Here is a 14,210-nt window from a genome sequence, read left to right on the forward strand (position 1 = left end):
TTAAATCCTGGCTTGCGCATGCTTGTATAGACAAGTATATGTATCTACGTAAACAACGTTCATTGTCAGGAGAAACCCCGATGTCGCAAAGCAAATATCGCCAGCTGGACGTCCGTGCGCCAAGAGGCACGACGCTGACCGCGAAGAGCTGGTTGACCGAAGCCCCGCTGCGTATGTTAATGAATAACCTCGATCCCGATGTCGCCGAAAACCCGCACGAGCTGGTGGTCTATGGCGGTATTGGTCGCGCAGCGCGCAACTGGGAATGCTATGACGCTATCGTGAAGGCGCTGAAGAACCTGGAAAGCGACGAAACCCTGCTGGTCCAGTCCGGCAAGCCGGTGGGCGTTTTCAAAACCCATGAAAACTCGCCGCGCGTGCTGATCGCTAACTCCAACCTGGTCCCGCACTGGGCGACCTGGGAACACTTCAACGAGCTGGATGCCAAAGGGCTGGCGATGTACGGCCAGATGACCGCTGGCAGCTGGATCTACATTGGCAGCCAGGGCATCGTGCAGGGCACCTACGAAACCTTCGTCGAAGCCGGTCGTCAGCACTATCAGGGCAGCCTGAAAGGCCGCTGGGTGCTAACCGCCGGGCTGGGCGGCATGGGCGGCGCGCAGCCGCTGGCCGCGACGCTGGCCGGGGCCTGCTCGCTGAACATTGAATGCCAGCAGAGCCGCATCGATTTCCGTCTGCGCACCCGCTATGTGGACGAACAAGCTACTTCTCTGGATGACGCCCTGGCGCGCATCAAGAAATACACTGCCGAAGGTCGCGCTATCTCCATCGCCCTGTGCGGCAACGCCGCGGAGATCGTGCCGGAGCTGGTGAAACGCGGCGTGCGCCCGGATATGGTCACCGACCAGACCAGCGCCCACGACCCGCTGCACGGCTATCTGCCGAAAGGCTGGAGCTGGGAAGAGTATCAGCAGAAAGCCGAATCCGATCCGCAGGGCACCATTCTGGCGGCGAAACGCTCGATGGCCGACCACGTGCAGGCGATGCTGGCCTTCCATGAGATGGGGGTCCCGACCTTTGACTACGGTAACAACATTCGCCAGATGGCTCAGGAAGTGGGCGTCAGCAACGCCTTTGATTTCCCGGGCTTCGTGCCGGCCTATATCCGCCCGCTGTTCTGTCGGGGTATCGGACCGTTCCGATGGGTAGCGCTCTCCGGCGATCCGCAGGATATCTACAAAACCGACGCCAAAGTGAAAGAGATCATTAAGGATGATAAGCATCTGCACCACTGGCTGGATATGGCGCGCGAGCGCATCAGCTTCCAGGGGCTGCCGGCGCGTATCTGCTGGGTCGGTCTGGAATGGCGGCAGAAGCTGGGCCTGGCGTTTAACGAAATGGTGCGCAGCGGCGAAGTCTCCGCGCCGATCGTCATTGGCCGCGATCACCTTGACTCCGGCTCCGTCGCCAGCCCAAACCGCGAAACCGAAGCGATGCGCGACGGCTCTGACGCGGTCTCCGACTGGCCGCTGCTCAACGCCCTGCTCAACACCGCCAGCGGCGCGACCTGGGTGTCGCTGCACCACGGCGGCGGGGTAGGCATGGGCTTCTCGCAACACTCCGGGATGGTTATCGTCTGCGATGGCACCGATGAAGCGGCGGCGCGTATCGCCCGCGTCCTGCACAACGACCCGGCCACCGGTGTGATGCGTCATGCCGACGCGGGGTACGAGATTGCCATTGAATGCGCAGCAGAACAGGGTCTCAATCTTCCGATGGTCGCGGCAACGCAGGGGAACGCGAAATGAAATCTTTAACTCTGATCCCGGGGCAACTCAGCCTGTCGCAGCTCCGCGACATCTACAGCCACCCGGTGAATATTACCCTCGACAGCGGCGCGTTTGCCGCCATTGACGAGAGCGTGGCCTGCGTCAATGCCATCCTTGCCGAAGGGCGGACCGCCTACGGCATCAACACTGGTTTTGGCCTGCTGGCGCAGACCCGGATCTCGACGGAAGATCTGGAGAACCTGCAGCGTTCGCTGGTGCTGTCCCATGCGGCGGGCGTTGGCGAGCCGCTGGACGATGACCTGGCGCGGCTGATTATGGTGCTGAAGATTAACAGCCTGTCCCGCGGTTTCTCCGGGATCCGCCTGAGCGTGATCCAGGCGCTGATTGGCCTGGTGAATGCCGGCGTGACGCCGTGGATCCCGGCGAAAGGTTCCGTCGGCGCCTCCGGCGACCTCGCGCCGCTGGCGCATATGTCGCTGACCCTGCTTGGCGAAGGCAAAGCGCGGGTACGCGGCGGCGAATGGCTACCGGCCACCGAAGCGCTGCGTCAGGTTGGGCTGGAGCCGATTACCCTGGCGGCGAAAGAGGGGCTGGCGCTACTCAACGGCACCCAGGCCTCGACCGCTTTTGCCCTGCGCGGTTTGTTCGAAGCCGAAGATCTGTTCGCCTCCGCGGTCGTTTGCGGGGCGTTAACCACCGAAGCGGCGCTGGGTTCGCGTCGTCCGTTCGATGCGCGTATTCATGAGGTACGCGGCCAGCGCGGGCAGATTGATGCGGCGGCGCTGTATCGCCATCTGCTGACCGACGATAGCGCGATCTCGCAGTCGCACCATAACTGCAGTAAGGTGCAGGACCCGTACTCCCTGCGCTGTCAGCCGCAGGTGATGGGCGCCTGCCTGACCCAGATCCGCCAGGCGGCGGAAGTGCTGCTGGCCGAAGCCAACGCGGTCTCTGATAACCCGCTGGTCTTCGCCGCCGAAAATGACGTCATCTCCGGCGGCAACTTCCACGCCGAACCGGTGGCGATGGCCGCGGATAATATCGCGCTGGCGATCGCCGAAATCGGCTCGCTCTCCGAGCGCCGCATCGCGCTGATGATGGACAGCCATATGTCGCAGCTGCCGCCGTTCCTCGTGAAAAATGGCGGGGTGAACTCCGGGTTTATGATTGCCCAGGTCACGGCGGCGGCGCTGGCCAGTGAAAACAAAGCGCTATCGCACCCGCACAGCGTCGACAGCCTGCCGACCTCCGCCAACCAGGAAGACCACGTCTCGATGGCGCCGGCGGCCGGTCGCCGCCTGTGGGCGATGGCCGAGAACACCCGCGGCGTATTGGCCGTTGAGTGGCTGGCGGCGGTGCAGGGGCTGGATATGCGCGAAGGGCTGACCACCAGCCCACTGCTGGAAGAAGCGCGTCATCTGCTGCGCGAACGTGTCCCTCATTATACGCAGGATCGCTACTTCGCCCCGGATATCGATAATGCCATTGCGCTTCTGGCGGCCCGTCACCTGACGCGTCTGCTGCCTGCCGTACTGCCAGGCCTGCACTAATCACCGTTGTTCTCTGTACCCGCGTCGGGGGAAGTCATTCCCCCGACCGCCCTACATCGCATATTTGTCGTCATATAAAAAAACCAGGACACCTGTATATGCAACAACAACACAAGCCACATCTGCTGCGCGGGCTCAATGCCCGACACATTCGATTTATTGCGCTCGGCTCCGCTATCGGCACCGGGCTGTTCTATGGCTCGGCCTCCGCCATCAAGGCGGCGGGCCCGGCGGTGCTGCTGGCCTATCTGATTGGCGGCGCGGCGGTGTTTATCGTCATGCGCGCGCTGGGCGAGATGGCGGTGCGCAACCCGGTTTCCGGCTCCTTCGGCAGCTACGCCCGCCAGTATCTCGGGCCGCTGGCCGGGTTTATTACCGGCTGGACCTATACTTTTGAAATGGTGATCGTCGCCCTGGCCGACGTCACCGCCTTCGGCATCTATATGGGATTGTGGTATCCCGATGTCCCGCGCTGGATCTGGATCCTCAGCATCATCTTCTTTATCGGCGCCATGAACCTGTGCAACGTGCGGGTGTTCGGCGAGATGGAGTTCTGGCTGTCGCTGGTGAAGGTGGTGGCGATTATCGCCATGATGCTGGCGGGCACCGGGATCATCTTCTTTGGCTACGGCCATAGCTTCCCGGCTACCGGGCTGGAAAATCTGTGGAGCCACGGCGGCTTTGCTCCTAACGGCTGGCAGGGCGTTATCGCTTCGCTTGGCATCGTGATGTTCGCTTTCGGCGGGGTGGAGATTATCGGCGTCACCGCCGCGGAAGCGAAAGATCCGAAAAAGGTCATCCCGCAGGCCATCAATACCATTCCGCTGCGTATTATCCTGTTCTACGTCTGCACCCTGGCGGTACTGATGGCGATTTTCCCGTGGAACAGCTTTGGCGAGCAGGGGAGTCCGTTTGTGCTGATTTTCGACGGTCTGGGGATCCCGGCGGCGGCGACAATCCTTAACATCATCGTGATCAGCGCCAGCATTTCGGCAATTAACAGCGATATCTTCGGCGCCGGGCGCATGATGTACGGCATGTCGAAAGAGGGGCTGGCGCCGAAAAGCTTCCAGCGCATCGCCAGCAACGGCGTACCCTGGATGACGGTGGTGGTCATGGGCGGCGCGCTGCTGGCGGCGGTGGTGCTGAACTATCTGATCCCCGAGCAGGTCTTTGTGCTGATTGCTTCGCTGGCGGCATTCGCCACGGTGTGGGTGTGGTTGATGATCCTGCTGTCCCATTTCGCCATGCGCCGTAGTTTGTCTGGCGAAGAGCGCAGCCAGATTGCCTTCCCCGTCCCGTTCTGGCCAGTTGCGCCGCTGTTGACGCTGCTGTTTATGGGGCTGGTTATCGCGGTGCTGGGGATGTTTGCTGAGACGCGGATGGCGCTGATTGCCGGCCTGGTCTGGCTCGGGCTGCTGACGGTGGTGTGGTACGCGCGGGTGCGTAAAACGGCGCTGCAGGTAGCCACTGAACAGTAAGGCCAATTTCCCCGGTGGCGCTGCGCTTACCGGGGCTACAAATGGCACGGACCGTAGGCCGGGCAAGGCGTCAGCCGCCGCCCGGCATAAAAGCGGCTCCGTGCCCGCGGCAATCGCCCGGCGGCGCTGCGCTTGCGTGGGCCTGGGGGTATTGTAGGTCGGGTAAGCGCAGCGCCACCCGAAAAACAAATGGCGCCGCAAGTAGCCCGGATAAGGCGACAGCCGCTATCCGGGGGGAGATTAACTGAACAGGGCGGTGATGGAGGCGCTGGCGAGGGAATGGAAATGGACGTTAAAGCCGACCATTGCGCCGCTGGCCTCGGCATCCACTTCAATTTTCTCGACGTCCAGGGCGTGGACGGTAAAGATATAGCGGTGGGTTTCGCCCTTCGGCGGCGCTGCGCCGCCGTATCCCGCCTTGCCAAAATCGGTGCGGGTCTGAACGGCCTCTTCCGGCAGCTCCGCCTGACCGGAACCGGCCCCCTGGGGCAGGACGCGGGTATCCGCAGGCAGGTTAGCCACCACCCAGTGCCACCAGCCGGAGCCGGTCGGCGCATCCGGATCGTAGCAGGTCACCACAAAGCTTTTGGTTCCCGCGGGCACATCATCCCACATCAGATGCGGCGAAATATTGTCGCCATCGTAGCCCATGCCGTTGAAGACGTGACGATTAGGCAGCTTACCGCCGTCCTGGAGATCGTGACTGATCAGTTTCATGCTTCATCCTCATTGATAATGCGCTGATTAACCTGGAAGTGTAGCCTGCACCACGACGCAATTCCGCTATTTATTCGCTAAAAAATGTTTCGTCCTGCACCGCCAGGTTAACGGCGCGGGTCAGGCGGGACAGCTGTTCAGGCGCGATGATGTACGGCGGCATCAAATAGATCAGGCGGCCAAACGGGCGGATCCACACCCCCTGCTCGACGAAAAAGCGCTGCAGGGCAGCCATATTGACCGGGCGACGGCTTTCAACCACGCCAATAGCGCCCAGCACGCGGACATCGGCGACCAGGGCGGATCCCCGCGCCGGCGCCAGCTCGGCCAGCAGCTGGGCTTCAATCGCCGCCACCTGCCGCTGCCATTCGCCGCTCTCCAGCAGGCGCAGGCTTTCGCTGGCCACCGCGCAGGCCAGCGGGTTGCCCATAAAGGTCGGGCCGTGCATAAAGCAGCCAGCTTCACCGTTGCTGATGGTTTCCGCCACCTCGCGGGTGGTCAGCGCGGCGGAGAGGGTCATGGTGCCGCCGGTCAGCGCCTTGCCCAGACACAATATGTCGGCGGTAATCCCGGCGTGTTCACAGGCGAACAGCTTGCCGGTGCGGCCAAAGCCGGTGGCAATCTCATCGGCGATCAGCAGTATCCCTTCCCGGTCGCACATTTTACGCACCCGCTTCAGCCACTCCGGATGGTACATCCGCATCCCGCCCGCGCCCTGTACGATCGGTTCGAGGATCACCGCGGCGATGTCGTGACGGTGCGCGGCCATCAGGCGGGCAAAGGGCACTATATCCATTTCATCCCACTCGCCGTCAAAGCGGCTCTGCGGCGCGGGGGCGAACAGGTTATCCGGCAGATAGCCCTGCCACAGGCTGTGCATCGAGTTCTGCGGATCGCAGACCGACATCGCGCCGAAGGTATCGCCGTGATAGCCATTGCGGAAGGTCAGGAAACGTCGACGCGATTGGCCTTTCGCCTGCCAGTACTGCAGGGCCATTTTCATCGCCACCTCAACCGCCACCGAACCGGAATCAGCGAGGAAAACGCACTCCAGCGATTCCGGAGTCATTGTCACCAGCTGGCGGCACAGGGCCACCGCCGAGGGGTGAGTGATCCCGCCGAACATGACGTGCGACATCTGGTCGATTTGCGCTTTCATCGCCGCATTAAGACGCGGGTGATTGTAGCCGTGGATTGCCGCCCACCAGGAGGACATACCGTCAACCAGTTGTTCGCCGCCGGCGAGGGACAGCTCGCAACCGTGGGCGGAAACCACCGGGTAGACCGGCAGGGGGGAAGTCATAGAGGTGTAGGGGTGCCAGATGTGGCGCCGATCGAAGGCGAGATCGTCCAGGGTCATAAGCGACTTGTAAACCATTTTGAAAACATTTAGGTTTACGAGTATAAACCGAACCGTAAATTAACAAAACCCTTTGGAGAAGCCAATGGCTCACCACGTACGTTGGACAATGTCGCAAGTAACTGAATTATTTAATAAACCGCTCATCGATCTGTTATTCGAAGCGCAGCAAATCCACCGGCAACACTTTGATCCGCGCCAGGTGCAGGTCAGCACCCTGCTGTCGATCAAAACCGGCGCCTGCCCGGAAGATTGTAAATATTGTCCGCAGAGCGCGCGCTATAAAACCGGGCTCGAAACCGAGCGCCTGATGGAAGTCGAGCAGGTGCTGGAATCAGCGCGTCAGGCGAAAAACGCCGGCTCGACCCGCTTCTGCATGGGCGCGGCGTGGAAAAACCCCAATGACCGCGATATGCCGTATCTGGAGCAGATGGTGAAAGGGGTGAAGGCCCTGGGGCTGGAGTCGTGCATGACGCTTGGCACTCTGACAGACAGCCAGGCGCAGCGCCTGGCCGAGGCGGGCCTCGATTACTACAACCACAACCTCGATACCTCGCCGGAATTTTACGGCAACATCATCACCACCCGCACCTACCAGGAGCGCCTGGATACCCTGGACAAAGTGCGTGACGCCGGGATCAAAGTCTGCTCCGGCGGTATCGTCGGGCTGGGGGAGACCGTGAAAGACCGCGCCGGCCTGCTGCTGCAGTTGGCTAACCTGCCCACGCCGCCGGAAAGCGTACCGATCAACATGTTGGTGAAGGTCAAAGGTACGCCGCTGGCGGATAACGACGATGTCGACGCTTTCGATTTTATTCGCACTATCGCCATCGCGCGCATCATGATGCCCACCTCTTACGTGCGTCTCTCCGCCGGCCGCGAGCAGATGAACGAGCAGACCCAGGCGATGTGCTTTATGGCCGGGGCGAACTCCATTTTCTACGGCTGCAAGCTGCTGACCACGCCGAACCCGGAAGAGGACAAAGATCTGCAGCTGTTCCGCAAGCTGGGGATCAACCCGCAGCAGACGGCGGTGCTGGAAGGTGATAATGAGCAGCAGCAGCGCCTGGAGCAGGCCTTACTCACCCCGGACACTGAGGAATATTACAACGCGGCGGTGCTATGAGCTGGCAGCAGCGAATCGATCGGGCGCTGGACGAGCGACGAGCGGCGGATACTCTTCGCCGCCGCCTGCCGGTGACGCACGGCGCCGGGCGCTGGCTGGCGCGGGAAGGGGAGCGCTGGCTTAACTTCTCCAGCAATGACTATCTTGGCCTGAGCCAGCATCCGGCGATTATCGCCGCCTGGCAGCAGGGGGCGGAACGTTATGGCGTCGGTTCCGGCGGTTCGGGACACGTAAGCGGCTATAACGAGGCCCACCGCGCGCTGGAAGAGGAACTTGCCGACTGGCTGGGCTATCCGCGCGCGTTGCTGTTTATCTCCGGCTTTGCCGCCAATCAGGCGCTGATCGCCGCCCTGGCGGATAAAGAGGATCGGATCGTGGCCGACCGCCTGAGCCACGCCTCCCTGCTGGAGGCGGCAAGCCTCAGCCCGGCGCAGCTACGCCGTTTCGCCCACAACGATCCGCAACACCTCGCGCAACTGCTGGCTAAGCCGCTGGCGGGCGAACAGTTGGCGGTCACTGAAGGCATTTTCAGCATGGATGGCGACAGCGCGCCGCTGGCGGCCCTTCACGCCGCGGCGCAGGCCGCCGGGGCGCTATTGCTGGTGGATGACGCCCACGGCGTCGGCGTGGTCGGCGACGAAGGACGCGGGAGCTGCGCCGCGCAGGCGGTGCGCCCTGAGCTGCTGGTGGTTACCTTCGGCAAGGCGTTCGGCGTCAGCGGCGCGGCGGTGCTGTGCGACGAAGCAATGGCCGATTATCTGCTGCAGTTTGCCCGTCATTTGATCTACAGCACCGCGATGCCGCCCGCCCAGGCGGTGGCGCTGAGCGCCGTCCTGCGGATCATTCGCAGCAATGAAGGACAGCAGCGTCGCGACATCCTGGCCGCCCGCATCCGTCAGTTCCGTGAGGGGATGGGCGAGGTGTCGCTGGGGTTGACCGACTCCGTCAGCGCGATCCAGCCGCTGATCGTCGGCGATAACGGCCGGGCGCTGAGCCTGGCCGCACGTCTGCGCGACGCGGGCTGCTGGACGACGGCGATCCGTCCACCGACGGTGCCGGTCGGCAGCGCTCGTCTGCGCCTGACCCTGACCGCCGCCCATCAGGCTGAGGACATTAACCGTTTACTGGAGGTGCTGCATGGCCACGGTGAATAAGCAGGCGGTGGCCGCGGCGTTTGGCCGGGCGGCCGGCGGCTATTCGCAACATGATGAACTGCAGCGGCGCAGCGCGGAATTGCTGCTGCGCCAGCTGGCGCGTCGCGATTTTCCCCGGGTGCTGGATGCTGGCTGCGGCCCCGGCGGCATGAGCCGCCGCTGGCGTGAGGCGGGCAGCGTGGTGACCGCGCTGGATCTCTCCCCCGGGATGCTGGCAGAGGCGCAGCGTAACGACGCCGCCCAGTATTACCTGCTGGGCGACATTGAGGCGCTGCCGCTGCCGGACGCCTGCGTCGATCTGGCGTGGAGCAATCTGGCGGTGCAGTGGTGCGACGATCTGCGCGCCGCCCTTGGCGAGCTGTACCGGGTGGTGCGCCCCGGCGGCAGGGTGGCGTTTAGCACGCTGCTGGCCGACTCGCTGCCGGAGCTCAATCAGGCGTGGCAGGCCATCGACGACCGGCCGCATGCCAACCGTTTTCTCAGCGAAGCGGCGGTGCGTGCGGCGCTGAGCGGCCTGCGGGCGTCCGGCGAGGTGCATCAGATTAGCCTGCCGTTCGCCGACGCGCTGAGCGCCATGCGATCGCTGAAGGGCATCGGCGCCACCCATTTGCACCAGGGGCGGGCATCGGCCCCGCTTGGTCGCGGCAAACTGCGCGAGCTACAGCTGGCCTGGCCGCAGCGGCAGGGCGTCTGCCCGCTGACGTATTCTCTTTTTACAGGAGTCATTGAGCGTGACTAAACGTTTTTTTGTCACCGGGACCGATACTGAAGTCGGGAAAACCATCGCCAGCAGCGCCCTGCTGCAGGCGGCGAATCAGCTGGGTTTTCACACGGCTGGCTACAAGCCGGTGGCTTCCGGCAGCGAGCTTACCGCCGCAGGGCTGCGTAATGAAGACGCCCTGGCGCTGCAGCGTCATAGCCGGGTCGCGCTGCGCTATGAACAGGTTAACCCGTATACCTTCGCCGAGCCGACCTCACCGCACATCATCAGCGCCGACGAAGGGCGGCCGATCGCCGCGGCGAGGCTCTCCAGCGGGCTGCGCGAGTTAGAACGCCTCGCCGACTGGGTGCTGGTGGAAGGGGCCGGCGGCTGGTTTACGCCGCTGTCGGAAACCCTGACCTTTGCCGACTGGGCGCAGGTGGAGCAGCTGCCGGTGATTCTGGTGGTGGGCGTCAAGCTCGGCTGCATCAACCACGCGATGCTTACCGCCCAGGCGGTACGCCAGGCAGGGCTGCCGCTCGCGGGGTGGATCGCCAATGACGTGCAGCCGCCGGGCAAGCGCCACGCCGAGTATCTGGCGACGCTGAAAAACCGGCTGGCCGCGCCGTTCCTCGGCGAAATACCGTGGCTTGCCGATATCGCGCAGCGCGACGATCTCGGCCAGTATCTGGATCTCAGGGCGCTGGATCCGGCGTCATCCACTGCGCCAGCAGCGGTTCATCCAGCGCCATAATATCGCCTTCGGCGACGTTACGGCCCCGGTGCAAAACACAGAAACGATCCGCCACCCGGCGGATAAAGGGCAGGTGCTGCTCGGCGAGCAGCACCGTCAGGCCGATATCGCGATTCAACCGCAGCAGCAGATCCGCCAGCTTTTGCAGACAGCGCGGCCCTCTGCCGCGCGAGGGTTCATCAAGGATCAGCAGCCGTGGCTGGACAATCAGCGCCCTGGCCAACGCCAGCTGGTACTGATCGTCGTCGCTCAGCGAGGCGCCTTTGCGCTGCCGTAGGGCATAGAGTTCGGGAAAATGCTCATAGATTTCGCCGCCGCTGGCGTTAGCCCCGGGTTTCCCGGCCGCGAGGGCAATATGCAGATTCTCTTCCACGCTGAGCTGCGAAAAGATGCGTTTATCCTGCGGCACATAGCCGATACCGATGGCGCTGCGCGACTGGGCCGACAGGGGCGTGAGATCCTGCGGCGGGGCGCCAATGTCATGCCAGGTCATCCGGCCGCTGGCCACCGGCAGGTGCCCGGCAATGCAGTTAACCAGGGTGGTTTTTCCCATGCCCTCGCGTCCCAGTACGCCAATGCACTCCCCCGGGCGTAGTTCAAGATCGACATTCCACAGTGAATGCTGGTTGCCGTAAAAGTGATTTACTGCCTGTAAATTCAACATGGACGTTTTCTCCTTATCCTGGCGTCAGGGCGACAGAAAGATGCTGCAAAACTCTTGCCAGGAAAAAGAACGCTCGGAAAAAAACGCTAAATGCCGATACCATCAGGCACAGCCAGCGCCTGGGGTGCACTTTTCCGGTGCCCGACGCTAAAGGGTGGTGCAAAAAGCAGCAAAAATCGAGCGGCTTTAAGCGGATAGTTATCAAAAATAGTTCGATAAAAATTTTTCGCCACGTGATTAAGGCCGCCAGACGATTTGCGCCGGGCGGCGGCGGTCTTGGGCTGCAGACAGTTATCCACTATTCCTGTGGATAACCTTGTGTATTAGAGTTAGAAAACCTGCGGTAAGCTAGAGCGTACGCGGCTTGCGGCTGAATTGGCGCGAAAGGCGTCTTTTCTTTAAAAACATTAAATATCAGCTTGTTAGATAAAATCAATGGGTGTAAGAAAAGCGTCATCTGCTGCCATAAAACTTTCACCCGTCCGCTTGACAAATGTTAAAAGGTAAAAATTTCTGGGGATAACCCTGACGGCCGGAGGATTATTCCGCCCGGCGCGCGTTTTATACCCTGCTTACCGGCAAAAAAGGCCATGTTGTGGCGCTATCATAAGCACGTACTGTTTAAATATCCAGTGTAATTTATTGGCAAAAAACGGCCCGGGGGGTAGAATTAAACACCGGCCGCTAAATCTTTTTCAGGTTCTGATTGATGAGTAAATCGTTTGTTCTGCATTCCGCCTTTCGCCCCTCCGGAGACCAACCGGAAGCCATCCGCCGCCTGGAAGAGGGGCTGGAGGATGGGCTCGCGCATCAAACGCTGCTGGGGGTCACCGGCTCCGGTAAGACCTTTACCATCGCCAACGTGATTGCCGATCTGCAGCGGCCGACGATGGTGCTGGCGCCAAACAAAACTCTGGCGGCCCAGCTCTACGGCGAGATGAAAGAGTTTTTCCCGGAGAATGCCGTCGAGTATTTCGTCTCCTACTACGATTACTATCAGCCGGAAGCCTATGTCCCCAGCTCAGATACCTTCATTGAGAAAGATGCCTCGGTAAACGAACATATCGAGCAGATGCGCCTGTCGGCCACCAAAGCGCTGCTTGAGCGGCGCGATGTGGTGGTGGTGGCCTCGGTCTCGGCTATTTACGGCCTCGGCGACCCGGACCTGTATCTGAAAATGATGTTGCATCTGACGGTGGGGATGCTGATTGACCAGCGGGCGATCCTGCGCCGCCTGGCGGAACTGCAGTATACCCGCAACGATCAGGCCTTCCAGCGCGGCACCTTCCGGGTGCGCGGCGAGGTGATCGACGTCTTCCCGGCGGAATCGGACGATATCGCCCTGCGCATTGAGCTGTTTGACGAAGAAGTTGAGCGCCTGTCGCTGTTCGACCCGCTCACCGGCCATGTGGAATCGACGGTGCCGCGCTACACCATTTATCCCAAGACCCACTACGTGACGCCGCGGGAGCGCATTGTCCAGGCGATGGAAGAGATTAAGCTGGAACTGGCGGAGCGGCGCAAGGTGCTGCTGGCCAACAACAAGCTGCTGGAAGAGCAGCGCTTAACCCAGCGCACCCAGTTCGACCTCGAAATGATGAACGAGCTGGGCTACTGCTCGGGCATTGAAAACTACTCGCGCTTCCTCTCCGGGCGCGGCCCCGGCGAGCCGCCGCCCACCCTGTTCGACTACCTGCCGGCAGACGGCCTGCTGGTGATTGACGAATCTCACGTCACGGTGCCGCAGATCGGCGGTATGTACCGCGGCGACCGGGCGCGCAAAGAGACGCTGGTGGAGTACGGCTTCCGCCTGCCGTCGGCGCTGGATAACCGGCCGATGAAGTTTGAAGAATTCGAAGCGCTGGCGCCGCAAACCATCTACGTGTCGGCCACCCCCGGCGCCTACGAGCTGGATAAATCCGGCGGCGAGGTGGTGGATCAGGTGGTGCGGCCGACCGGTCTGCTGGATCCGATCATCGAAGTGCGGCCGGTGGCGACCCAGGTCGACGATCTGCTGTCGGAGATCCGCCTGCGCACGGCCATCAACGAGCGCGTGCTGGTCACCACCCTCACCAAGCGGATGGCGGAAGACTTAACCGAGTACCTTGAGGAGCACGGCGAGCGGGTGCGCTATCTGCACTCGGATATCGACACCGTCGAACGTATGGAGATTATCCGCGACCTGCGTCTTGGCGAGTTTGACGTGCTGGTCGGGATCAACCTGCTGCGTGAGGGGCTGGATATGCCGGAGGTGTCGCTGGTGGCGATCCTGGATGCGGACAAAGAGGGCTTCCTGCGCTCCGAACGCTCGCTGATCCAGACCATCGGCCGCGCGGCGCGCAACGTCAACGGCAAGGCTATCCTGTACGGCGATAAGATCACCCCCTCGATGGCGAAAGCCATCGGCGAGACAGAGCGTCGACGGGAGAAACAGCAGCGCTATAACGAAGAGCACGGCATTGTGCCGCAGGGGCTCAACAAGAAAGTGGTGGATATCCTGCAGCTGGGCCAGAGCCTGGCGAAAACCAAAGCCAAAGGGTGCGGTAAAGCGAAGGCCGTCGAGCCTGCCGGGCTCAGCGGCGTGGATATGACGCCAAAAGCGCTGCAGCAGAAAATCCACGAGCTGGAAGGGCAGATGATGCAGCACGCGCAAAACCTCGAGTTCGAAGAGGCGGCGCAAATTCGCGACCAGCTGCATCAGCTGCGCGAACTGTTTATCGCCGCCTCCTGAGTCCCGGCGTGTACTGCCGGGAGGTGGACGTGCGGGAAGCAGACAAGGCGTGGCCCTTATCGCCCTGTTCCGCAGCCAGATAACCATTCGCGGTGAAGAAAAAAGGCCGCAAAGCGGCCTTCTTAATGTTTGCTTAATCTCGCCAGGCGACACTATCCTCAACCTGATGAGGATAGCGCCCATGCAAAAAATCAACTTCCGTGAATATCTGGCGGTCGCCAC

12 protein-coding genes are annotated in these 14,210 nt (G+C 61.9%); 8 read left to right on the top strand and 4 right to left on the bottom strand.

Features of this window, described 5'->3' with window-relative positions; all coding sequences use genetic code 11:
- The first annotated feature begins 80 nt into the window (after window positions 1–80).
- From hutU to KHQ24_RS04690, 3 genes are all read left to right on the top strand, one after another.
- Window positions 81–1,769, top strand: a complete 1,689-nt coding sequence (hutU, locus tag KHQ24_RS24375) for a urocanate hydratase (RefSeq protein WP_004886099.1) — start codon at window positions 81–83, stop codon at window positions 1,767–1,769.
- A complete protein-coding gene (gene hutH / locus KHQ24_RS04685; RefSeq protein ID WP_032455741.1) occupies window positions 1,766–3,301 on the top strand; it encodes a histidine ammonia-lyase in 1,536 nt (511 codons plus the stop codon). The genes hutU and hutH overlap by 4 nt, the downstream gene beginning before the upstream one ends.
- 98 nt (window positions 3,302–3,399) lie before the next feature.
- Window positions 3,400–4,782 (top strand): amino acid permease, encoded by a 1,383-nt coding sequence (locus KHQ24_RS04690; protein ID WP_211777137.1) that lies wholly within the window; start codon window positions 3,400–3,402, stop codon window positions 4,780–4,782.
- A 240-nt stretch (window positions 4,783–5,022) separates the two neighbouring features.
- On the opposite strand, the gene KHQ24_RS04695 is transcribed toward KHQ24_RS04690, so the two are convergent.
- Both KHQ24_RS04695 and bioA read right to left on the bottom strand, forming a co-directional pair.
- On the bottom strand, window positions 5,023–5,499 hold the full coding sequence (locus KHQ24_RS04695; RefSeq protein ID WP_002895575.1) for a kinase inhibitor: 477 nt from the start codon (window positions 5,497–5,499) through the stop codon (window positions 5,023–5,025).
- Window positions 5,500–5,569: 70 nt separating this feature from the next.
- Window positions 5,570–6,859 (bottom strand): adenosylmethionine--8-amino-7-oxononanoate transaminase, encoded by a 1,290-nt coding sequence (gene bioA / locus KHQ24_RS04700; RefSeq protein WP_025999311.1) that lies wholly within the window; start codon window positions 6,857–6,859, stop codon window positions 5,570–5,572.
- Window positions 6,860–6,944: 85 nt separating this feature from the next.
- Here bioA and bioB point away from each other — a divergent pair, with 85 nt between their 5' ends.
- The 4 genes from bioB to bioD are packed head-to-tail and all read left to right on the top strand — an operon-like array spanning window position 6,945 to window position 10,593.
- Complete coding sequence (bioB, locus tag KHQ24_RS04705; RefSeq protein ID WP_004886109.1) at window positions 6,945–7,985, top strand: biotin synthase BioB; 1,041 nt, start codon at window positions 6,945–6,947, stop codon at window positions 7,983–7,985.
- The gene (gene bioF / locus KHQ24_RS04710) at window positions 7,982–9,139 is read left to right on the top strand and encodes an 8-amino-7-oxononanoate synthase (RefSeq protein WP_211777138.1); all 1,158 of its coding nucleotides are present in this window, start codon (window positions 7,982–7,984) and stop codon (window positions 9,137–9,139) included. Before bioB ends, bioF begins: the two co-directional genes overlap by 4 nt.
- Window positions 9,123–9,878 carry a malonyl-ACP O-methyltransferase BioC gene (gene bioC / locus KHQ24_RS04715; protein WP_004886115.1) on the top strand — a complete coding sequence of 252 codons (756 nt, stop codon included), beginning with the start codon at window positions 9,123–9,125 and terminating at the stop codon, window positions 9,876–9,878. The genes bioF and bioC overlap by 17 nt, the downstream gene beginning before the upstream one ends.
- The gene (bioD, locus tag KHQ24_RS04720) at window positions 9,871–10,593 is read left to right on the top strand and encodes a dethiobiotin synthase (protein ID WP_211777139.1); all 723 of its coding nucleotides are present in this window, start codon (window positions 9,871–9,873) and stop codon (window positions 10,591–10,593) included. Before bioC ends, bioD begins: the two co-directional genes overlap by 8 nt.
- On the opposite strand, the gene KHQ24_RS04725 is transcribed toward bioD, so the two are convergent.
- Together KHQ24_RS04725 and KHQ24_RS04730 are read right to left on the bottom strand one after the other, a co-directional pair.
- A complete protein-coding gene (locus KHQ24_RS04725; protein ID WP_017900923.1) occupies window positions 10,535–11,257 on the bottom strand; it encodes an ABC transporter ATP-binding protein in 723 nt (240 codons plus the stop codon). The two genes, bioD and KHQ24_RS04725, sit on opposite strands and share 59 nt — an antisense overlap.
- A gap of 86 nt (window positions 11,258–11,343) precedes the next feature.
- On the bottom strand, window positions 11,344–11,556 hold the full coding sequence (locus KHQ24_RS04730) for a hypothetical protein (protein WP_004886124.1): 213 nt from the start codon (window positions 11,554–11,556) through the stop codon (window positions 11,344–11,346).
- A gap of 410 nt (window positions 11,557–11,966) precedes the next feature.
- Between KHQ24_RS04730 and uvrB the strand changes: the two genes are divergently transcribed.
- Window positions 11,967–13,988, top strand: coding sequence for an excinuclease ABC subunit UvrB (uvrB, locus tag KHQ24_RS04735; protein WP_211777140.1), 2,022 nt, complete (start codon window positions 11,967–11,969; stop codon window positions 13,986–13,988).
- The last annotated feature ends 222 nt before the right edge of the window (window positions 13,989–14,210 follow it).

The sequence above is a fragment of the Klebsiella sp. 54 genome (genome assembly GCF_018223875.1).
Taxonomy (GTDB): domain Bacteria; phylum Pseudomonadota; class Gammaproteobacteria; order Enterobacterales; family Enterobacteriaceae; genus Klebsiella; species Klebsiella quasipneumoniae.

What these genes read in the sequence shown, in the direction of transcription:
- hutU (WP_004886099.1), top strand. Translation starts at nt 81, where the DNA reads ATGTCGCAAAGCAAATATCGCCAGCTGGACGTCCGTGCGCCAAGAGGC.
- hutH (WP_032455741.1), top strand. Translation starts at nt 1,766, where the DNA reads ATGAAATCTTTAACTCTGATCCCGGGGCAACTCAGCCTGTCGCAGCTC.
- KHQ24_RS04690 (WP_211777137.1), top strand. Translation starts at nt 3,400, where the DNA reads ATGCAACAACAACACAAGCCACATCTGCTGCGCGGGCTCAATGCCCGA.
- KHQ24_RS04695 (WP_002895575.1), bottom strand. Translation starts at nt 5,499, where the DNA reads ATGAAACTGATCAGTCACGATCTCCAGGACGGCGGTAAGCTGCCTAAT.
- bioA (WP_025999311.1), bottom strand. Translation starts at nt 6,859, where the DNA reads ATGACCCTGGACGATCTCGCCTTCGATCGGCGCCACATCTGGCACCCC.
- bioB (WP_004886109.1), top strand. Translation starts at nt 6,945, where the DNA reads ATGGCTCACCACGTACGTTGGACAATGTCGCAAGTAACTGAATTATTT.
- bioF (WP_211777138.1), top strand. Translation starts at nt 7,982, where the DNA reads ATGAGCTGGCAGCAGCGAATCGATCGGGCGCTGGACGAGCGACGAGCG.
- bioC (WP_004886115.1), top strand. Translation starts at nt 9,123, where the DNA reads ATGGCCACGGTGAATAAGCAGGCGGTGGCCGCGGCGTTTGGCCGGGCG.
- KHQ24_RS04725 (WP_017900923.1), bottom strand. Translation starts at nt 11,257, where the DNA reads ATGTTGAATTTACAGGCAGTAAATCACTTTTACGGCAACCAGCATTCA.
- uvrB (WP_211777140.1), top strand. Translation starts at nt 11,967, where the DNA reads ATGAGTAAATCGTTTGTTCTGCATTCCGCCTTTCGCCCCTCCGGAGAC.